General features: G+C 68.1%; 23 protein-coding genes. 11 read left to right on the top strand and 12 right to left on the bottom strand.

The features are described from left to right. Window positions 1-87 precede the first annotated feature (87 nt). Window positions 88-846: a PAS domain-containing protein gene (locus tag QPR87_RS08265; protein WP_285049101.1), complete on the bottom strand. Its 759-nt coding sequence runs from the start codon at window positions 844-846 to the stop codon at window positions 88-90. Window positions 847-1,034: 188 nt separating this feature from the next. Between QPR87_RS08265 and gmk the strand changes: the two genes are divergently transcribed. From gmk to QPR87_RS08250, 3 genes are read left to right on the top strand one after another with little or no spacing between them, the layout of a single operon-like run. Next, window positions 1,035-1,667 carry a guanylate kinase gene (gene gmk / locus QPR87_RS08260; protein ID WP_285049291.1) on the top strand — a complete coding sequence of 211 codons (633 nt, stop codon included), beginning with the start codon at window positions 1,035-1,037 and terminating at the stop codon, window positions 1,665-1,667. Beyond that, on the top strand, window positions 1,664-2,191 hold the full coding sequence (locus QPR87_RS08255; protein WP_230999763.1) for a gamma carbonic anhydrase family protein: 528 nt from the start codon (window positions 1,664-1,666) through the stop codon (window positions 2,189-2,191). Before gmk ends, QPR87_RS08255 begins: the two co-directional genes overlap by 4 nt. Then, window positions 2,188-3,240 (top strand): ATP-binding protein, encoded by a 1,053-nt coding sequence (locus QPR87_RS08250; RefSeq protein WP_011750171.1) that lies wholly within the window; start codon window positions 2,188-2,190, stop codon window positions 3,238-3,240. Before QPR87_RS08255 ends, QPR87_RS08250 begins: the two co-directional genes overlap by 4 nt. Before the next feature lie 90 nt (window positions 3,241-3,330). Here the strand turns inward: QPR87_RS08250 and purF are convergent, their stop codons facing one another. The 6 genes from purF to QPR87_RS08220 all read right to left on the bottom strand — a co-directional run bounded on the left by purF (window position 3,331) and on the right by QPR87_RS08220 (window position 9,259). Continuing rightward, window positions 3,331-4,827, bottom strand: a complete 1,497-nt coding sequence (purF, locus tag QPR87_RS08245; protein ID WP_086000175.1) for an amidophosphoribosyltransferase — start codon at window positions 4,825-4,827, stop codon at window positions 3,331-3,333. 133 nt (window positions 4,828-4,960) lie between these two features. Then, on the bottom strand, window positions 4,961-5,572 hold the full coding sequence (locus QPR87_RS08240; RefSeq protein WP_285049100.1) for a CvpA family protein: 612 nt from the start codon (window positions 5,570-5,572) through the stop codon (window positions 4,961-4,963). A 43-nt stretch (window positions 5,573-5,615) separates the two neighbouring features. Next, entirely contained in the window at window positions 5,616-6,980 is a 1,365-nt protein-coding gene (gene radA / locus QPR87_RS08235) for a DNA repair protein RadA (protein ID WP_104490953.1), read from the bottom strand. Window positions 6,981-7,128: 148 nt separating this feature from the next. After that, entirely contained in the window at window positions 7,129-8,319 is a 1,191-nt protein-coding gene (locus tag QPR87_RS08230; RefSeq protein ID WP_011750175.1) for a UbiH/UbiF family hydroxylase, read from the bottom strand. 17 nt (window positions 8,320-8,336) lie between these two features. Further along, entirely contained in the window at window positions 8,337-8,534 is a 198-nt protein-coding gene (locus QPR87_RS08225; RefSeq protein ID WP_041530432.1) for a hypothetical protein, read from the bottom strand. Between the two features lie 38 nt (window positions 8,535-8,572). After that, window positions 8,573-9,259: a pyrimidine 5'-nucleotidase gene (locus QPR87_RS08220; RefSeq protein ID WP_285049098.1), complete on the bottom strand. Its 687-nt coding sequence runs from the start codon at window positions 9,257-9,259 to the stop codon at window positions 8,573-8,575. 65 nt (window positions 9,260-9,324) lie between these two features. Here QPR87_RS08220 and QPR87_RS08215 point away from each other — a divergent pair, with 65 nt between their 5' ends. The 3 genes from QPR87_RS08215 to QPR87_RS08205 are packed head-to-tail and all read left to right on the top strand — an operon-like array spanning window position 9,325 to window position 11,253. After that, window positions 9,325-9,960 (top strand): GntR family transcriptional regulator, encoded by a 636-nt coding sequence (locus QPR87_RS08215; protein ID WP_011750177.1) that lies wholly within the window; start codon window positions 9,325-9,327, stop codon window positions 9,958-9,960. Next, window positions 9,960-10,583, top strand: coding sequence for a DNA-3-methyladenine glycosylase family protein (locus QPR87_RS08210; RefSeq protein ID WP_285049097.1), 624 nt, complete (start codon window positions 9,960-9,962; stop codon window positions 10,581-10,583). The genes QPR87_RS08215 and QPR87_RS08210 overlap by 1 nt, the downstream gene beginning before the upstream one ends. Window positions 10,584-10,593: 10 nt before the next feature. Beyond that, window positions 10,594-11,253, top strand: a complete 660-nt coding sequence (locus QPR87_RS08205) for an alpha/beta hydrolase (RefSeq protein WP_285049096.1) — start codon at window positions 10,594-10,596, stop codon at window positions 11,251-11,253. Window positions 11,254-11,455: 202 nt separating this feature from the next. Here QPR87_RS08205 and QPR87_RS08200 read toward each other — a convergent pair whose 3' ends face one another. Then, entirely contained in the window at window positions 11,456-11,875 is a 420-nt protein-coding gene (locus QPR87_RS08200; protein ID WP_041530433.1) for a VOC family protein, read from the bottom strand. 96 nt (window positions 11,876-11,971) lie between these two features. Between QPR87_RS08200 and QPR87_RS08195 the strand changes: the two genes are divergently transcribed. From QPR87_RS08195 to QPR87_RS08185, 3 genes are all read left to right on the top strand, one after another. Next, the gene (locus tag QPR87_RS08195) at window positions 11,972-12,292 is read left to right on the top strand and encodes a DMT family transporter (RefSeq protein ID WP_285049095.1); all 321 of its coding nucleotides are present in this window, start codon (window positions 11,972-11,974) and stop codon (window positions 12,290-12,292) included. 135 nt (window positions 12,293-12,427) lie between these two features. Then, on the top strand, window positions 12,428-13,024 hold the full coding sequence (locus tag QPR87_RS08190; RefSeq protein ID WP_011750182.1) for an HNH endonuclease: 597 nt from the start codon (window positions 12,428-12,430) through the stop codon (window positions 13,022-13,024). Window positions 13,025-13,154: 130 nt separating this feature from the next. After that, window positions 13,155-13,523 (top strand): hypothetical protein, encoded by a 369-nt coding sequence (locus QPR87_RS08185; RefSeq protein WP_011750183.1) that lies wholly within the window; start codon window positions 13,155-13,157, stop codon window positions 13,521-13,523. A 93-nt stretch (window positions 13,524-13,616) separates the two neighbouring features. Here the strand turns inward: QPR87_RS08185 and QPR87_RS08180 are convergent, their stop codons facing one another. Next, on the bottom strand, window positions 13,617-13,781 hold the full coding sequence (locus QPR87_RS08180; RefSeq protein ID WP_199766592.1) for a hypothetical protein: 165 nt from the start codon (window positions 13,779-13,781) through the stop codon (window positions 13,617-13,619). A gap of 133 nt (window positions 13,782-13,914) precedes the next feature. On the opposite strand from QPR87_RS08180, the gene QPR87_RS08175 reads away from it, so the two are divergent. Beyond that, on the top strand, window positions 13,915-14,997 hold the full coding sequence (locus tag QPR87_RS08175) for a PA0069 family radical SAM protein (protein WP_104490959.1): 1,083 nt from the start codon (window positions 13,915-13,917) through the stop codon (window positions 14,995-14,997). On the opposite strand, the gene bmt is transcribed toward QPR87_RS08175, so the two are convergent. After that, the gene (gene bmt, locus QPR87_RS08170) at window positions 14,998-15,957 is read right to left on the bottom strand and encodes a betaine--homocysteine S-methyltransferase (protein ID WP_285049094.1); all 960 of its coding nucleotides are present in this window, start codon (window positions 15,955-15,957) and stop codon (window positions 14,998-15,000) included. 88 nt (window positions 15,958-16,045) lie between these two features. Next, on the bottom strand, window positions 16,046-17,065 hold the full coding sequence (trpS, locus tag QPR87_RS08165; RefSeq protein WP_011750186.1) for a tryptophan--tRNA ligase: 1,020 nt from the start codon (window positions 17,063-17,065) through the stop codon (window positions 16,046-16,048). A 110-nt stretch (window positions 17,066-17,175) separates the two neighbouring features. On the opposite strand from trpS, the gene QPR87_RS08160 reads away from it, so the two are divergent. After that, window positions 17,176-17,889 carry a rhomboid family intramembrane serine protease gene (locus QPR87_RS08160; RefSeq protein ID WP_011750187.1) on the top strand — a complete coding sequence of 238 codons (714 nt, stop codon included), beginning with the start codon at window positions 17,176-17,178 and terminating at the stop codon, window positions 17,887-17,889. Here QPR87_RS08160 and murJ read toward each other — a convergent pair. Further along, window positions 17,880-19,424 (bottom strand): murein biosynthesis integral membrane protein MurJ, encoded by a 1,545-nt coding sequence (murJ, locus tag QPR87_RS08155; RefSeq protein ID WP_285049093.1) that lies wholly within the window; start codon window positions 19,422-19,424, stop codon window positions 17,880-17,882. The two genes, QPR87_RS08160 and murJ, sit on opposite strands and share 10 nt — an antisense overlap. Between the last annotated feature and the right edge of the window lie 8 nt (window positions 19,425-19,432).

The following is a 19,432-nucleotide window of genomic DNA, read 5'->3' as shown; positions in this document are numbered from 1 at the left end:
GGCGGCTGGGCTTGGACCCGGCCGCCCTTTTTCATGCGCGCCGGCCGGGGAATGCCGGCGATCCGGCGCGCGCCTTGCCACGCCGGGTCAGAAGCCGATGCCAGGCGGCTTGTCGCTGCTGACGACATGAAAGCGGGCACGGCGTTCCTCGGGGCTTGCGTCCTTGGACGGCGGTTCGGCCGGCGGGGTGCCGCCCCAGCGCGGCGGAGGCTCGGCGAATCCCGGCGACGAAGGCGAAGGCTCCAGCACCCTGGCGCCGGGAATGACCGGGAATTCCGCGTCCGACCGCAGGTCGAAGCGCCGCGGGGCTTCGCCGATCCGGCCCTCGGCGATCAGGCAGCCAAGCGCCCGCGTCACGTCCCCCAGGTCCGAGCGCAGCGGCAAAAGCAGCATCCGGCCGCTCAGCGCCGGCCGGCCATAGCCGGCGGGGGAGTCGAGTACGATCTCGGCGATCTGCGGGCCGCGAAACACGCTTTCCAGCACATCCGACAACCGGCCACGCGAACTGGTGTGCAGCAGGGCGCAAAGCGGCATGCCGCGCACCTCCATCCCCATCAGGTCGACCAGATGGCGTCCGGCCAGGCGGAACCGGGCCGCACCCGGTGCGATGCGCTCCAGGATAAAGGCGTAATCCAGCGCCCGACGGATGCCACGCGGCTCGACATCGGCGCGGTCGGGAATGGCGCGGCCATGGCGCAACCCCTCCCAGTAACCGCGCAATTCGCCCAGGATACGGTCCATCTGCACGGGCTCATAATCGGCGAGATGCAGCAGTTTTCCCGGCCGGTTCCGGGGAAAATCGGGCCTGCGCGGGGAATCCCCGTCCTGTCCGTGATCGTCCGACATCCGTCCCGGCCTTACCTGTCACTCGCGAAGCAAACCCCTGGCGGAAACCTAGACCTTTCCTTTCCGGCTGCCGAGCGATTTCTTGACCAATGGTTAAAACCCCGCCCGCCGCCGGGCGGGGCTTGACCCTGCTGGCGGGCAGGGCCATTCAGGCGGCGCTGGAACGGCAGGGGACAAGGCGGATGGAGATGGAGCGCAGCGGACTTCTGGTGATCCTGTCCTCGCCCTCGGGGGCGGGCAAATCGACGCTGGCGCGGCAGCTGATGGACTGGGATCCGGGCCTGCGCTTTTCCGTCTCGGCCACCACCCGCAGGCCGCGCCCCGGCGAGGTCGAGGGCGAGCATTACTATTTCCGCACCGCCGAGCAGTTCCGCGCCATGGTCGCGGCGGGCGAGATGCTGGAACATGCCGAGGTCTTCGGCAATTTCTACGGCACCCCGCGCGGCCCGGTCGAGGAGGCGATGCGCGCCGGCCGCGACACGCTGTTCGACGTGGACTGGCAGGGCGGCCAGCAGATCCGCGCGTCCGGCCTTGGCGGACATGTCATCTCGATCTTCGTGCTGCCGCCCAGCCTGGCCGAGCTGGAGCGCCGGCTGATCTCGCGCCAGCAGGACGCGCCGGAGGTGATCGCCGGCCGCATGCGCAAAAGCCGCGACGAAATCAGCCATTGGGCGGAATACGATTATGTCATCGTCAACGACGACCTGGACCGCAGCGCCGAGGCGCTGAAGACCATCCTGCGGGCCGAGCGGATGCGCCGCGCCCGGCAGGTGGGGCTTGGCCCCTTCGTTCGGGCGCTCATGGAGGAGGAAAGCGCATGATCTGGGAACTGGACGGTATCGCGCCGCAAATCGCCGAGGACGCCTGGGTGGCGCCGGATGCGCAGCTGATGGGCAAGGTCGTGCTGGAGCCGGGCGCCAGCGTCTGGTTCGGCGCCGTGCTGCGCGGCGACAACGAGGAAATCCGCGTCGGCCGGAATGCGAACGTGCAGGACCTGACGGTCTGCCATACCGATATCGGCTATCCGCTGAGCATCGGCGCGAACTGCACCATCGGTCACCGCGCCATCCTGCACGGCTGCACCATCGAGGAAGGCGCGCTGATCGGCATGGGCGCGATCATCCTGAACGGGGCGAGGATCGGCGCCGGCTCGCTGATCGGCGCCGGAGCCCTGATTGCCGAGAACAAGGTGATCCCGCCCGGCTCTCTGGTCATGGGCGCGCCCGGAAAGATCGTGCGCGAGCTGGACGAGGCGGCGCGGGCGCAACTGCTGAAATCGGCCGAAGGCTATAACCGCAACGCCGCCCGCTTTCGGCAGGGGCTGGTGCAGGCCGGCCGGGGATGATCGAGGCGCGGCTGCATGCGCTTTTGCGGGCCGTGCCGGTGGCGATGCTGGTCGTCGACCGGCAGGCGCGCATCCTGGGCGCCAACGAGCCGGCCGAGGCGCTTCTGGGTGCGGTGCCGGGCGGGCGACCCTTCGTCACCGTGCTGCGCCACCCCGAGGTCAATGCCGCGCTGGATGCCGTGCTGGCCGGGCAGGAACGGGCGCGGCTGAACGTCACCCTGGGCGCGGCCGACCGACGCGTGTTTTGCGAGGTGACGGTGACGGCCTTGCAGGCGCCGGGGCTGCTGGGTGCGGCCGTGGTGATCGAGGACCGCTCGCGCGATGAGGAAACCGAGCAGATGCGCCGCGACTTCGTCGCCAATGTCAGCCATGAACTGCGCACGCCGCTGACCGCGCTGATGGGCTTTATCGAGACCTTGCGCGGTCCGGCCCGCAACGATCCCGCCGCGCGTGCGCGCTTTCTCGACATCATGGAGCGCGAAGCGGGGCGGATGAACCGGCTGGTTGCCGACCTCTTGTCGCTGAGCCGCGTCGAGCAGGACGAGCGCCGCCGCCCGGCGCAGAACCTGGACCTGGCCGGGCTGCTGCGCAGCGTCGTGGCAACGCTGACGCCCGCCGCCGCCGCGGCCGGGGTGCGGCTGGAATTGCAGGGCGCAGCCGGCAAGGTGCCGGTGCCGGGCGACGCCGACCAACTGGTTCAGGTGTTTCACAACCTGGTCGAGAACGCGCTGAAATACGGCGGCGGTGGCGGCGTGGCGACGGTGACGCTGGAACGGCTGGCGCATGAGCCGGTGCTGCGCGGCCCGGCCTGGGCGGTTTCCGTCGCCGACCAGGGCGAGGGCATCGATCAGCAGCACCTGCCGCGCCTGACCGAGCGGTTCTATCGCGTCGACACGCATCGCTCGCGCGAGCAGGGCGGCACCGGGCTGGGCCTGGCCATCGTCAAGCATATCGTGAACCGGCATCGCGGCCGCCTGCGCATCGAAAGCGAGCGCGGAAAGGGCAGCCGCTTCACCGTCATCCTGCCCGAACAGATCGGCCGCATCTGAACCGGCAGGCCGCAGGTCGCGAAAGCGAAAAAAGCCGGGAGCATCGAGCCCCCGGCTTTTTTATGGCCCCGCGTCCCGGCCGCGGACGGATCACTCTGCCGCGTGGTCGGTGACCGGATGCGCGGCGCAATCGGATTTCATGCGGAAGCCGCGTTCAAGCTGGTCGAAGGGCGCCACCGGATATTCGCCCGAGAAACAGGCATCGCAATATTGCGGGCAGGCGCTGTTGCGGCCCCGCGCCTCGCCCACGGCGCGATAAAGCCCGTCAAGCGACACGAAGGCCAGGCTGTCGACGCCGATCCATTCGCGCATCTCTTCCTCGGACATCTGCGCGGCCAGCAGCTTTTCGCGGTCGGGCGTGTCCACGCCGTAGAAGCAGGGCCAGGCAGTCGGCGGCGAGGCGATGCGGAAATGCACCTCGGCCGCGCCGGCATCCAGGATCATGTCCTTGATCTTGCGCGAGGTCGTTCCGCGCACCACCGAATCGTCCACCAGCACCACGCGCTTGCCCTTGACCAGCGCGCGGTTGACGTTGAGCTTCAGCCGCACGCCCATGTTTCGGATCTGCTCGGTCGGTTCGATGAAGGTCCGGCCCATATACTGGTTGCGGATGATGCCCATGCCGAAGGGGATGCCGCTTTCATGCGCATAACCGATGGCGGCCGGCGTGCCGCTGTCGGGCACCGGGCAGACCAGGTCGGCTTCGACCGGCGCCTCGCGGGCCAGTTCCACGCCGATCTGGCGCCGGGTCTCATAGACGGAACGGCCGCCGATGATCGAATCGGGACGCGAGAAATACACATGCTCGAAGATGCAGAAGCGCCCCGTCGAGGGACCGAAGGGGCGCGAGGACTCGATCTCGCCCTTGGAGATCACCACCATTTCGCCCGGCTCAATCTCGCGCAGGAACTCGGCGCCGATGATGTCGAGCGCGCAGGTTTCGGAGGCAAGCACGAAACCCTCGTCGCCGATGCGGCCCAACACCAGCGGGCGCACGCCCAGCGGGTCGCGCACGCCGATCAGCTTGGTGCGGGTCATGGCGATGACGCTGAAGGCGCCCTCGACCCGGCGCAGCGCGTCCTTCATCCGCTCGGGGATGTTGCGCTGGATGGAACGCGCCATCAGGTGGATGATGCATTCGCTGTCCGAACTGGACTGGAAGATCGAGCCGCGCTCGATCAGCTCGCGGCGCAGCGCCATGGCGTTGGTGATGTTGCCGTTATGGGCGAGCGCGCAGCCGCCCATGGCGAATTCGCCAAAGAAGGGCTGCACGTCGCGGATCGCCGTCGCCGCCTTGGTGCCGGCGGTGGAATAGCGCACATGGCCGATGGCGAGCGAGCCCGGCAGGGTCTCCATCAGGCTTTGCTTGGTGAAGTTGTCGCGCACATAGCCGAAGCGATGGGCGCTGTTGAAGCCCTGCTCGGCATCATGGGCGACGATGCCGCCGGCCTCCTGCCCGCGGTGCTGCAAGGCATGCAGCCCCAATGCGACGAAATTGGCGGCATCCGTCACTCCGATCACGCCGAACACGCCGCATTCTTCATGCAGGCGGTCGGAATCGAAGGGATGGGCAAGGAATGGCTGCATCATCACCGACTCTTGGGGCTATTCCGGGGCTGGGTATGGGACGCTTGACGCCAATCTAGGGTGTCAGGCGGACGAAGTCACGCCCCACGGCCATCGCGGGGCGCTTTTTATGTCACAAATTGGCCATATCGGCTCAATTCGCCGGTGCGGCGGGCGTGGGGGCGGGCGTCTGGGCGTCGACCGGCTGGCCCGAGGGCACGCAACTGCGCACCAGTTGTTCATAGCGGCTGACCACCCAGCCCGGCGCGTCCTGCGGGATCTGCTGGTCCATCTGGCCGCGCATGCGCTCGAACACCTGCGCCGAGCGGGAGTTCTCGACCACCGCCACGGGCTGCGTCGCCATCACCCGGTCATAGACGATGAAGGCGATGGCGACGAGCAGGATGCCGCGCGCCACCCCGAAGAGGAACCCCATGCCCTGATCCACGCCGCCGAGCGCCGAGCGCTGCACGACCGAGGAAAACAGCGGCGTGATGATCGAGAACAGCACCAGCGCCAGCGCGAAGACTGCGGCGAAGCCGGCAATGGTGGCCAGTTCGCAGCTGTCGGCCAGGAACTCGTTCAGCCCCGGAACCTGCGCCACCATCGGCCGCACCGTCGGCGCGAAGATGAAGGCCAGCACCGCCGCGCCGATCCAGCCGAGAATCGCCAGCGATTCGCGCACGAAGCCCCGCGCATAGGCCAGGATCGCCGAGAGGATGATCACGACGGCGACAATGCCGTCGATGATGGTGAATCCGTCCATTTTCACGCCCTTTCGCGGCATTCCCCGCGTCTTTGGGACGAGTTCATCCGGCGCCGAATGTCTCGCCCACGAAACTTGTCAGATCCGCGATGCGGTCGATTCGCATCCCGGCCACGCCCTCGACCTTGGTGGCCGAAGGCAGGATCGCTCGTGAAAAACCAAGTTTCTGCGCCTCTTTCAACCTGTTTTCCGCCTGCGCGACGGGCCGCAGCGCGCCCGAGAGGCTGATTTCGCCGAAAAGCACCGCCTCGGGCGGCAGCGCCACGTCCTCGCGCGCGCTGAGCAGCGCGGCGGCGATGGCAAGGTCTGCGGCGGGCTCGCTGACGCGCATCCCCCCGGCAACATTGAGAAAAACGTCGAGACCCGCGAAGGGGACGGCGCAGCGCGCCTCAAGCACGGCGAGGATGGTCGAGACCCGTCCGCCATCCAGCCCGACCACGGTTCGGCGGGGACTTGCCAATGTCGAGGGGGCGACCAGCGCCTGCACCTCGGTCAGCACCGGGCGCGTGCCCTCGATCCCGGCAAAGACCGCCGAGCCGGCGCTGGCCTCGCCGCGTTCGGACAGGAACAGCGCCGAGGGGTTGGCGACCTCGGCAAGCCCGCCCCCGGTCATCTCGAAGACGCCGATCTCGTCGGCGGGGCCGAAACGGTTCTTGTGGGCGCGCAGGATGCGGAACTGGTGGCCGCGCTCGCCCTCGAAATACAGCACGGTGTCGACCATGTGCTCGACCACGCGGGGGCCGGCGATCTGGCCCTCCTTGGTGACATGGCCGACCAAGATGACCGAGGTGCCGCGCCGCTTGGCGAAGGTGACGAGTTCATGCGCGCTGGCGCGGACCTGCGCCACTGAGCCGGGCGCGGCCTCGATCCGGTCGGACCAGAGCGTCTGGATCGAGTCGATCACCGCCACGTCGGGGCGCTCGGCGTCGAGCGTGGTCAGGATGTCGCGCAGCGCGGTCTCGGCACCCAGGCGGACGGGCGCGTCGCCCAGGCCCAGGCGCTGTGCGCGCAACCGGACCTGGGCGCTGGCTTCCTCGCCCGAGACATAGATCGCCTGCTGACCGGCGCGGGCAAAGGCGGCGGCGGCCTGCAGCAGCAGGGTGGACTTGCCGATGCCCGGATCGCCGCCGACGAGAATGGCCGAGCCGGGGACAAGCCCGCCGCCCAGCACCCGGTCGAGCTCGGCGATGCCAGAGGTGGCGCGCCTGGGCGGCGCATCCTGCGTGGCGAGGCCCGAAAGCGGGATAGGCTTGCCCTTGAGCGTGCCGAGGCCGCGGCCGGGGCCCTGGCTGAGCGGCGCCTCCTCGATGACGGTGTTCCAGGCGCCGCAGGCGTCGCAGCGGCCGGCCCATTTGCGATGGCTGGCGCCGCAGGCGGTGCAGGTGAAGGCGGTGATCGGTTTGGCCATGCTCGCTATCTGGCAGATTGCGCGGACGGGCGCCACCGGGAAGGGCGGCGCCGGTGGCGCGGTCCCATGAGTATTTGGGGAACGAAGAAGTCCGGGGCCGTGCCTGATGGGCCGGCACGATGAGTATTTGGGAAACGGTGAAGGCGGATCAGGTCACGCCCAGGCCGGCGCGCATCATGATCCGGCGCACGGGCGCCACGGCGTAGAGGCCGCCCAGGGCGGCAGCGCGCAGGTCGCGCAGGGGGCGGGCCGAGATCATGCTGGCGCGGTTCAGCGCGTCGATGCCGATAAGACGCGCGAGCGCCTCGGGGCGGCGGCGGCGCTCATAGGCGGCGAGCGATCTCGCACTGCCGGGATCGCCGGTCGAGAGGGCGATGAGCGAGGCCAGATCGGCGAGGCTCATGTTCAGCCCCTGCGCGCCGATGGGCGGGACGACATGCGCGGCTTCGGCGATCAGCGCCGTGCGCGGGCCGGTGAAGCGGTCGGCGATCTGGCTGATGATCGGCCATTCCGTCAGCCGGGTCGCCTGGGTCAGATGGCCCAGCACGCCGGCCGAGCGGCGGTTCAGCTCGGCCTCGAATTCCGCGGGCGGCAGGGCGCGCAGCCGGGCGGTCTCGGGGCCGCGTTCCATCCAGACCACGGCCGAGGAGGGTTTTCCGTCCCGGTCGGGCAAGGGCACCAGCGTGAAGGGGCCGCCCGAGCGGTGGACCTCGGTCGAGACGTTCTCGTGCGGGCGTTCATGGGTGACGGCGAAGGCCAGCGCCTTTTGTCCATAGCGCAGCGTGCGGGTGCCGATGCCGAGCGCCTGGCGCACCGGCGAGTTGCGGCCGTCGGCGCCGATCACCAGCCTTGCCCGGATGCGGCTGCCGTCGGTCAGCGTGGCCAGCGCCTCGCTGTCGCGGACCACCAGTCCCGCCGTCCCGGTGCCGGGCAGGAAGCGGACGTTTTGCAGGCCGGCGAGCCGCGCCGAGATCTCGCGCTTCAGAAGCCAGTTGGGCAGGTTCCAGCCGAAGGGCTGGTCCGAAATCTCGGAAGCGTCGAAATCGCGGGTCAACCGCGCTTGCGACAGTTTCCCGCCGGCATCGATGATGCGCATGGTTTGCAGCGCGGTGGCATGGGGGGCGAGGCGCTCCCACAAGCCGGCCGCCTGCAGCACCGCGATCGAGGGGTGCAGGAAGGCGGTGCTGCGCAGGTCCGATCCCTGGGCCGCCTCTTCGGTGACCGGCGGGGCGGGGTCGACGCAGATCACGGAATGTCCCGCGCTGCCGAAGGCGGCGGCCGCGATGAGCCCGGCGATGCCGCCGCCGGAGACGAGGATCTCGGTATCGTCGATCTGCATGTCTGGTTCCGGCCTGCCTAGAACCCGGCCGCATAGGCGGCGAGCATGCCGAAGACCAGCACGGTCGCGGCCAGCGCGATCAGGCTGAGCGCCGGCAGGCCCCAGAGCACGAGGGCCAGCACCGAAAGCACGACGACCAGCAGGGCGAAGGTGAAAAGGGCGGTGGCGGTGCGGGCCTCGGCCTTGGCTTCGGCGGGGGTGAGTGGCTCGGACATGCGCGTTCCCTAGTTATCTGTTTCCTGTCGGCGGAACGTCAGATCTTACCCGGACCGCCGCTTGCGGCAAGCCCGCGCAGGAATTCGCCCAGATCCTGGGTGCGATAGTGGACATGCGGGCCGTGGTCCTGGCCCTCGGCCAGATCGTCCGGGCCATGACGGCCGGTTCCGACGAGAATCGTCCGCATTCCAAGCCGATGCGGGATGGCAAGGTTGCGGGGGTCGTCCTCGAACATGGCGGCGCGGGACGGCTCGAAGCCTTCGGCGGCCAGGACTGCGGCATAAGCGCGCGGGTCCGGCTTGGGGTGGAAACCCACCTCCTCGACGCCGTGGATCGCATCGAACACCATCAGCCCGCGGTGCTCCAGCACCCGCGTCGCATAGGCGCTGTCGCCATTGGTATGCACGATCTTGCGGCCGGGCAGGGCAGTGATCAGCCCGGCCAGTTCCGGGTCGGGCGTCAGAACGGTGAAGTCGATGTCGTGGACATCGCGCAGATAGGGCAGCGGGGCGATGCCGTGTTCGGCCATCAGCCCGGCCAGCGTGGTGCCGTGCTCGCGCCAGTAATGGCTGCGCAGCCGGTTCGCCTCGGCCTCGGTCACGCGCAGCTCGCGCATGACATAGGCGGTCATGCGCCGCTCGATCTGGGCGAAAAGCCTGACCTCGGGCGCATAAAGCGTGTTGTCCAGATCGAAGATCCAGGTGGTGACATGCCGAAAATCCATGATCCCTGCCTAAACCCGCGGCATGGCGCTTGCAATCGCCGTTCCGAGCGCGGATCGTGCGTGCCATGAAAGACGCCTATTCCCTGATCCTCTCCGCCATCGACAACGGCAGCTATCGCCCCGGCGACAGGCTGGTCGAATCCGAACTGGCCGAACGCTTCGGCGTTTCGCGCACCCCGGTCCGCGAGGCGCTGCAACGGCTGGAAACCCAGTCCATGCTGAAACGCGACGGGCGCAGCCTGATCGTCGCCACGCTGGACCACAACCAGCTGGCCGAGCTTTACACGGTGCGCGCCGAGCTCGAGGCGCTGGCGGCGCGGCTGGCCGCCCGCCACGCCACGCCCGAGGAGGTGCGCGTTCTGGCCGGCATGGTCGAGGACGACCGCGCCATCCTGGGCGACCCGCAGGCCCTGGCACGGGCGAACCGCCGCTTTCACCACCAGATCCACCTGGCCTCGCACAACCGCTATCTGGTGCAGCAACTGGACCTGGTGCATCGCAGCATGGCCCTGATGGCGCGCACCAGCCTGGCGGCGCAGGGCCGCGACGTCGTCACCCTGGACGAGCACCAGGCCATCGTCGATGCCATCGCCGCCCATGACGGGGCGGCGGCGGAACAGGCGCTGCGCCATCACATCTCGATGGCCTTCGAGACCCGGCTGAAGGAAGAGGCGCGGCTGGCCGACGAGGAAGAGGATTGATGCGCGAAATCCGCGCCCCGGCCGATCTGGAGGAGGGCGCGGCGCATCTGATGCGGGTCTGTCCGGTCTGGGCGCGCGAGTTGCCGGCGCTGATGCCGCTGCCGCTGCGGCGCTGGCCCGAAGGGTTCCCGGCAATCCGCGATGCGGTGGTTTCGCAGCAGATCTCGACCCAGGCTGCCAATGCCATCGCCGCGCGCATGGCTGCGGCGAGGCTGGCCGATGAGGCGGGAATCGCCGCAGCGGATGACGAGACGCTGCGCGCCGCCGGCCTGTCGCGGCCCAAGATCCGCTATCTGCGCGGCATTGCCGGGGCAGGGGTGGACTGGGCGGGCTTGCGCGACCTGCCCGACGAGGCGGTGATCGCCCGGCTGACCGCCTTGCCGGGAATCGGGCGCTGGACCGCCGACATCTATCTGAAATTCGCGCTTGGCCGGGCGGATGCCTTTGCCGCGGGCGATCTGGCGCTGGCCGAGGCGGCGCGGCTGCTCCATGGCCTGCCGGAACGCCCCCGTCCGGCCGCCCTGACCGAGCTGGCCGAGCCGTGGCGGCCCTGGCGGGCGGTTGCGGCCCGGGCGCTCTGGGCCTATTACCGGGCCGCAAAAGGGCGCGAGGGCGTCCGCTGAGGGGGACGAGATGCTGCGCGAGTTGAAATCCGAACGCAAGGGGCCGCGCCAGGCCGATTCCGTGGTGGTCTTTCTGCACGGCTACGGCGCCGACGGGGCCGACCTGCTGGGACTGGCCGATCCGCTGGCGCCGCATCTGCCCGGCACCGCCTTCTATGCCCCGAACGCACCCGAGCCCTGCGTGAACAATCCGATGGGCTATCAGTGGTTTCCCATCCCTTGGATGGACGGCTCGTCCGAGACGCAGGCCAAGGAATCGGCGGCGCAATCCTTCAAGGACATCAATGCCTTCCTGGACAAGGTTCTGGCGGATGAAGGGCTGGCCGCGGACAGGCTGGCGCTGGTCGGCTTTTCGCAGGGCACGATGATGGCGCTGGCCGTCGCTCCGCAGCGCCAAGAAGAGATCGCCGGGGTGGTGGGGTTCTCGGGCCGCTTGCTGGACCCCGAGAACGTGGGCCAGGCGCGGGTCAAGCCGCCGGTCCTGCTGATCCATGGCGACCAGGACCCGGTCGTGCCCTTCGAAAGCATGGGGATCGCCGGCGAGGCGCTGCAGGCGGCCGGCTTCACCGTCTACGGCCATGTGATGAAGAATACCGGCCACGGCATCTCGCCCGACGGGCTGTCCGTGGCCCTGGCCTTCCTGAAGGAGCGGTTTGCCGCCGGGTCGTAAGGTCTTTGGGCGATTTCGCACTTGCGAAAGGAAATGCAGTCCCTACCTTCTTAAAGAGGAAGAGACGAGGAGAGTGCACATGACCCTGATCTGGATGACCGCGATCGCCCTGATTCCGGCCGGCATGGTTTCCCTGCGTCTTCTGGCGCCGCAGCCCGCAGCGGTGCGCGCCCGCCGCTGATCCTTTCGGCCGGCCCGTCGGTCACGCCCAGATCGCGGGATCGGCAATCTCGATGGAGTTCCCGGCAGGATCGCGGAAATACAGCGACCTGCCGCCTTGCGGCCAGATGAAATCGGCCTCGATCTCGATGCCCGACGCCTCCAGATGCGCGCGCCAGGCGTCGAACGTGTCCGGCTTGGCGCCCATGCAGAAATGCCCCGGCCCCTCGCTGCCATGCGGCGGCACAGGCAGGCGGGCATCGGGCTTGGGCGGGATGCGGGTCGCGTCGGCACGAAACACCAGCAGCACCTGCGCGCCGCAGCGAAAGAACACATGCCGGCCGGGCACCCGGGCGATCTCGGGCAGGCCGATGATTCCGGTCCAGAAACGGGCAGCCTCGTCCAGATCCTCGGCGTAAAGCGCGGATTCCAGCGTGCCGATCAGCTTGGGCGGTATCGTCATGCCGCCATCTTGCCAGCAATCCTTCGGTGGGGCCAGCCCGGCTTGACCTTGCCCCATGCGCCGCCACAACCTGCCCGGCAGGACAGGAGGCAAGGCATGGCGTGGATCTATCTGGGTGTGGCGGGGTTGTTCGAGGTGATCTGGGCCTTTGCCATGAAGCAGTCCGACGGCTTCACCCGGCCCTGGGCGACCGCCACCACCCTTGTCGCCATGGCGGCCAGCGTCTGGTTTTTGTCGCTGTCGATGAAGGTGCTGCCCCTGGGCACCGCCTATGTCATCTGGACGGGCATCGGCGCGGTCGGCACCTTCGTTCTGGGGGTGCTGTTGCTGGGCGAATCGGCCGATTCGCTGCGCCTTCTCGCCGCGGTGCTGATCGTTGCGGGCCTGGTGCTGATGAAGATCGCCTCGCCGCATTGAGCCTTGTCACGCCGCTGTCACGCCACAGGGCTATTTGTGTGCCAGGCATATATTCAGGGACTTGTCAGCCCGGAACCGCGATATATAGTCGGTGCCATGTTCTGACCCGTCCCGGACAAGGCGAAGCGAGGGCCGATGCTGGACGACCATGGCGAATTCCGAACCCAATTCGTGCGCGAGCCATCCTTCTTGCGCCACCATCCCGCACTGGTCCTAAACGCCGATTTCAGACCGCTCAGCTATTATCCGCTGTCGCTCTGGCCCTGGCAGGAGGCGGTGAAGGCGGTGTTCCTGGACCGTGTCCAGATCATCGCCGAATATGACGAGGTGGTGCGCAGCCAGCATCACGCGATACGCATCCCCTCGGTCGTCGTGCTGAAAGACTTCGTCAAACCCCAGAAGCGCGTGGCATTCACGCGCTTCAATCTTTTTCTGCGGGACGAATTCTGCTGCCAGTATTGCGGTGCGAAGGGCGAGTTGACCTTTGACCATGTCCTGCCGCGCTCGCGCGGAGGGATCACCAGTTGGGAGAATGTCGTCGCCGCCTGTTCGCCCTGCAACCTGAGGAAGGCCAACAAACTGCTGAAGAATTCGGGGCTTAGGCTGCGTCGCCCGCCTCGCCGGCCCACGCCGGAGGAGATGCACGCCATCGGCCGGCGCTTCCCGCCCAACCATCTGCACGACAGCTGGATGGATTTTCTCTACTGGGATACGGAGCTGATTGCAGAGTAGAATGTCTCGGTAATCAGTTGTTATATCTGGTATTTTCTCTGCATCCTGACAGTTTTTCGGACAGAGTCGGCCTGGGACGCAGCGGATTTATTGCAGCGACGGGCAATGCCGGTTAAAGAAATCGTCAGGTTTGCGTGATGACATCAAGCCTGCTTACGCGCCGATTCGCATTCGTCCGGCGCTGCGACCGTCGCCCGCGCGCATGGCGCCCGCATCTGCGGCCATGCAGGGCGATCAACGAAAAGACAAGAAAGGATCTCGCATGTGGACACGTATTCAGACCGTGGTGGATGGTAAACCCGTTTCTGGTGACTGGACGATTTGCCGCAACGAGGTGCCGGTGGGGCGCATCTGTCACGATCCGAAACAGCCGGGCATCGCCTCCTGGGCATGGTCCGTGCTGCACGATCCGAATGCCAACGGACGAGCATGGACGGAAGAGGCCGCGCTTTCGGCGATCAAGGACGGTGCCGAGAAACCGGGCAACGCGGCCGCGTAACACCATGGCGAAGGGGCGGCGATTCGCGCCGCCTGCGCCTTTTCTTCCGGCTGGTTCGGGTTTCGGCCCGGTTTTCGGGCAGCGGCCGGAAAGCTAGCTTCGGTGATCGCGTGTCGTCAGATGCGCGATCGCGGCCGCCAGCAGCGCCACAAGACCCAGCGCGAACAGCGGAATGCCCACGGCGCTCGCCGCCCAGATCGTCAGCCCGGCGGCCAGGATCACGGCAAGGATCAGGAACAGGAAATGCGGCAGCGGCATGTCATCCTCCGTTGCCCTCAATATGCCCCCGCGCGCCTCCGACGAAAAGGCCCGCGGGCGATTAATCCGGCCTGCGCCGCCGGGTTTCCTGCGCGCGCTGGAAAATGTTCTCTAAATATTCTAGCGTGGCGGCATGAGCCTGCCACCCCGGAACCCCGACGAGATCCTGCGCGCCCGCGGCGCCGACTCGCGCCCCGCAGCGCGGTTCGAGCCCTACCGGACCGAGCGCGAGGACGACGGCTGGGACATACCCGAGGACCAGGACCTGCTGCGCACCGAGATCACGCAGGAGCGGGCGCGCTCGATCATTACCCGCAACACGTCGCCCGACATTCCCTTCGACCGCTCGATCAACCCCTATCGCGGTTGCGAGCATGGCTGCATCTATTGCTTCGCCCGACCGAGCCATGCCTATCTGGGCCTGTCGCCCGGGCTGGATTTCGAGACGCGAATCGTGGCCAAGCCCAACGCCCCCGAACTGCTCGCGGCCGAGATCGGCAGGCGGGGCTATGCCGTCGCGCCCATCGCCTTTGGCACCAATACCGACCCCTACCAGCCCATCGAGGCCAAGCTGGGCATCATGCGCGGCTGCCTGCAGGTGCTGCATGACTGGAACCACCCGCTGAGCCTGGTGACGCGGGGCGCCACGGTGATGCGCGACGCGGACCTGCTGGGGGCGATGGCGGCCAAGGGGCAGGCGATGGTCTGCATTTCCCTGACCACGCTGGACGCGGATCTGGCGCGGCAGATGGAGCCGCGCGCGCCGGCGCCCGCGACCCGGCTGCGGATGATCCGGGTGCTTTCGGATGCCGGCGTGCCGGTGCGGGTCATGGTGGCGCCGATCATCCCGGTGCTGACCGAGCATGAGCTGGAGCGCATCATGCAGGCCGCCCGCGACGCCGGGGCAAGTGCCGCCGGCATGATCCCGATCCGCCTGCCGCTGGAGGTGGCGCCGCTGTTCCGCGACTGGCTGGAGCGCCACCACCCCGGCAAGGCGGCGCATGTGATGGCGCGTATCCAGGCCATGCGCGGCGGGCGCGACAACGACCCGCGCTTTGGCAAGCGCATGCGTGGCGAAGGGCACGAGGCCGACCTGCTGCACCAGCGTTTCCGCCTGGCCCGCAAGCGGCTGGGGCTGGTGCGCGAGGCCGAGGTGCTGGATTGCAGCCGCTTCGGTCCTCCGCCGCGGGCTGGGGACCAATTGACGCTGTTCTGACTATTCCCCCGGTCCCATGACCTCGGCGATGCGGGCCGAGATGCGCTCGGGCGAGGGGCGCGGCCCGCGCGGCGCGGCGACCAGCGCGTCGCGCATGGCGGCCAGATGCTCGGGCGTAGTGCCGCAGCAGCCGCCGACGATGCGCACGCCCAGGTCGCGAGCCAGCACGGCGAATTCGGCCATGACCTCGGGCGTCGCATCATAGATCAGCCCGCCGTCCTGATAGCGGGGCACGCCAGCATTCGGCTTGGCGATCAGCGGACGCTCGTTGCCCGAAGCGGCGAAACCGGCCACCGCCAGCAGCAGCTCGGCCGGGCCGGTGCCGCAATTCGCGCCATAGGCGATGGGCGGGTGCGACAGCCGGTCGATCAGCGAGGCAAGCTGCGGCGGCGTCACCCCCATCATGCTGCGTCCGCCCGGCTCAAAGCTCATCATGCCGCACCAGGGCATGCCGACGGCCTGCGCGGCCTTGGCGGCGGCGCGCATCTCCTCGACGGCGCTGATGGTCTCGACCCACAGCAGATCGGCGCCGCCATCCTTCAGCGCCTGTGCCTGTTCGGTGAACATGGCGGCGGCCTCGGCCTCGGTCAGCCGGCCCATCGGGGCCATGATCTCGCCGATCGGGCCGATCGAGCCGGCGACGACCACGGCGCGGCCGACCTCGGCCGCCGCCTCGCGCGCCAGACGGGCGGCGGCGCGGTTCAGCTGGGCCACCTTGTCCTGCGCCTTGGCCAGCCGCAACCGACTGGCATTGGCGCCGAAGCTGTTGGTCAGGATGATGTCGGCGCCCGAGGCGATCATCTGCCGGTGCAGTTCGCGCACCTTTTCGGGATGGGTTTCGCACCACAGGTCGGGCGCCTGACCCGGCGCCAGCCCCATGTTGTAGAGATTGGTCCCGGTCGCCCCGTCGGCCAGAAGCCAGGGGCGTTCGCCGAGCATCCTCGACAGCTGATCAGGCATGGCTTTTCCCGTTTTGCGGCAGGATCGGGGAATCATAGCCCATCCTGCCGGGAAGTCATTGAAACATTCGTGAGTCCGCTCGCGGCGCTCAGCGCGAGCGGATCATGCCCATGATGTCCTTGGTGCGCTCGACGATGGGTCCGGCGATGGCGGCGGCCTGGCCGGCGCCGCGGCCCAGGATGCGGTCGATCTCGGCCGGGTCGGCCATGAACTCGGTCATCCGCCGGGTGATCGGGGCCAGCGCCTCGACCGCCACCTCGGCCAGCGCCGGCTTGAAGGCGCCGAAGCCCTGGCCCTCGAACCGCGCCAGCACCTGGTCGCCATTCTCGCCGGTCAGCGCGGCATAGATATTGACGAGGTTCTTCGCCTCGGGCCGGTCCTTCAGCCCCTCCATCGACCCCGGCAGCGGATCGGCATCGGTGCGCGCCTTGCGGATCTTTTGCGCGATGGCATCGGCATCGTCGGTCAGGTTGATGCGGCTGGCATCCGAGGGATCGGATTTCGACATCTTCTTGGATCCGTCGCGCAGGGACATGACGCGGGTGGCCGTGCCCTCGATCATCGGCTCGGTGATCGGGAAGAAGTCGACGCCATAATCGTGGTTGAACTTGGCGGCGATGTCGCGGGTCAGTTCCAGATGCTGCTTCTGGTCCTCGCCCACCGGGACGGCGGTGGCGTGATAGGCCAGGATGTCGGCGGCCATCAGCGAGGGATAGGCCAGAAGGCCCAGGCTGGAATTCTCGCTGTTCTTGCCGGCCTTGTCCTTGAACTGGGTCATGCGATACATCCAGCCGACCCGCGCCACGGTGTTGAAAAGCCAGGCGAGTTCGGCATGCTGCGAAACCTGGCTCTGGTTGAACAGGATCGAGACCTCGGGGTCCACGCCCGAGGCCATGAAGGCCGCCGCGACCTCGCGGGTGTTGTGGCGCAGCTTCTCGGGCTCCTGCCAGACGGTGATCGCATGCAGGTCCACGACGCAATAGATCGTCTCGGCACCCTTGCCCTGATAGTCCGCAAAGCGTTTCAGCGCGCCCAGATAGTTCCCCAGCGTCAGCCCGCCCGAGGGCTGGATGCCGGAGAAGATGCGCTTGGCGAAGCTCGTGGTCATGGCACTACCTGCTTGGAAAATCCCGGTGGCTGGCTTACCTCTTGCCCCGCGCGGGCGCAACCGCCCGCAGATAGGACAGGGGCGCAGGAGCCCGCTGGAAAGGAGCCTCGATGCGTCCCGGTTACGATGAATCGCCGCTGAACCCCGTGCCCGCCGTGGTCTGGATGATCGCGCTGCCGATGATCGCCTGCGAGGCGGTGTTCGGCCTTGCCCAGATGGGCTTTATCGGTGGGGGCGGGCAGGGCGCCGGCCTTGCCATGCGCCAGATCGCGGTCGAGCGCACCGCCTATATCCCCGAATTCGTGCTGCGGCTGTGGCAGATGCGGACCTTTCTGTTCGACCAGAGCTGGCGCATCGTCACCTATCCCTTCGTGCACCTGTCGCTGACCCATGCGCTTTTCGTGATCGTCTTCACGCTGGCGCTGGGGAACCTGATCGCGCATCAGTTCCGCGCCTGGGCGGTCGCCGCGTTGTTCTTCGGCTCGGCCATCGGCGGCGCGCTGGTCTATACGCTGGCCGCCGGGCTCTTGCCGCAATTCCGCTTTCAGGCGCTGATCGGCGGCTATCCGGCGGTCTACGGCTTCGTCGGCGCCTTTACCTTCCTGCTCTGGACCCGGCTCGGACAGGAGAACGCGAACCGGCTGCGCGCCTTTGTCCTGATCGGCATGCTGCTGGCTTTCCAATTGGTCTTCGCCATCCTGTTCCAGGACGGCAGCCTGACCTGGATCGCCGAGATCGCCGGATTCTGCTGCGGCTTCCTTTTGTCCTTCGTGTTGATCCCGGGCGGGGTCGGGCGCGTGATGCGCCAGATCCGTCAGCGCTGACGCCGGAAGCCCGCGCGCAGGTCCGAGGGGCGGAAGGCGCCAAGAACCAGCGCCGCCGCGCCATAGGCCGCGATCCCGCCAAGGACCAGCGCGGCCAGCGCCAGATAGCGCGTCCCCGGCTGCTCCAGCGCATCGCCCAGTGCCAGCATCAGCCCCCATATCACCGCGCCCATAAGGGCGGATGCGGCGCAGATGCGGGGCAGGCGGTGGCGGAACCGCTCGTCAAGCTCGGCCGCCTCGCCAAAGGCGCGGGTGCCGCGCCAGAGCTGCGCGGCCATGGTCCAGCCGGCGATGGTGGTGCCCCAGGCGGCGGCGGAAAAGCCGATGAAGGGCGCAAGCCCCAGCGCCACCACCGCATTGACCACCATCGACCAGACGGCGAAGCGGAAGGGGGTGCGCGTGTCCTCGCGCGCGAAATACAGCGGTTGCAGCACCTTTTGCAGCACGAATGCCGGCAGGCCCAGGCCATAGATCGCCAGCGCCAGCGCGGTCGGGCCGACATCGGCGGTCAGGAAGGCGCCGCGCCGGAACAGCACCGAGATCAGCGGATAGGCCGCGATCACCAGCGCCACGGCGGCAGGCACGGTCAGGAACAGCGCGAATTCGGCGGCGCGGCTATAGGCATGGCGGCCGCCGCCGGTATCGCCGTTCCTCAGCCGGCGCGAGATGTCGGGCAAGAGCACGATGCCGATGGCGATGCCCACCACCCCCAGCGGCAGTTGATACAGTCGGTCGGCATTGGTCAGCCAGGCGATGGCACCGTCGAAGAACGAGCCGACCTGCCGCCCGACCAGCAGGTTGACCTGCACCACGCCGCCGGCCAGCACGGCGGGCGCCGCCACGGCCAGAAGCCGCCGCATGTCCGGCGACAGCTTGGGCCGGCGCAGGTGCAGGGCAAAGCCCATGCGCTTCGCCGCCCACCAGACGGTGAAAAGCTGCGCGATGCCCGAGACCGGCGTGGACCATGCCATGGCCAGCCCCATGTCCCAGCCCCGCCAGTCCGCCAGCAGCATGGCGGCGATCAGCACGAAGTTCATCAGCACCGGGGCGGCGGCCGCCGCCATGAACCGCCCGCCGGCGTTCAGAAGCCCCGAGAGCAGCGCTGTCAGCGAGATGAACAGGATATAGGGAAAGCAGATGCGGCCATAGATCACCGCAAGCTCGAAACGCTCGTCGCCCTTGAAACCCGCCGCCTGCATCAGCACCAACCAGGGCATGGCGAGATGCGCGATCAGCGAAACGACCAGCACCACCGAGAACAGGCCGGAGAACGCCTCTTCGGCAAAGCCGCGCGGGTTCTCGCCGCTCTCCAGCCGCTTGGCGAACATCGGCACGAAAGCGGTGTTGAAGGCGCCCTCGGCAAAGAAGCGGCGGAACATGTTGGGCAGGGTGAAGGCGACGATATAGGCCTGCGCCACCGGGCCGGTGCCCAGATAGGCGGCGATCATCACGTCGCGGACAAAGCCCACCACGCGGCTGGCCAGCGTCCAGGCCCCCACCGAGAGAAAGCCCCGGATCAGTCGTATCGGTTGCATCTTCTGTC

The organism is Paracoccus sp. SSJ (assembly GCF_030234105.1).
Classification (GTDB): Bacteria; Pseudomonadota; Alphaproteobacteria; order Rhodobacterales; family Rhodobacteraceae; genus Paracoccus; species Paracoccus denitrificans.
This window is presented reverse-complemented; position numbering and strand designations above follow the sequence as displayed.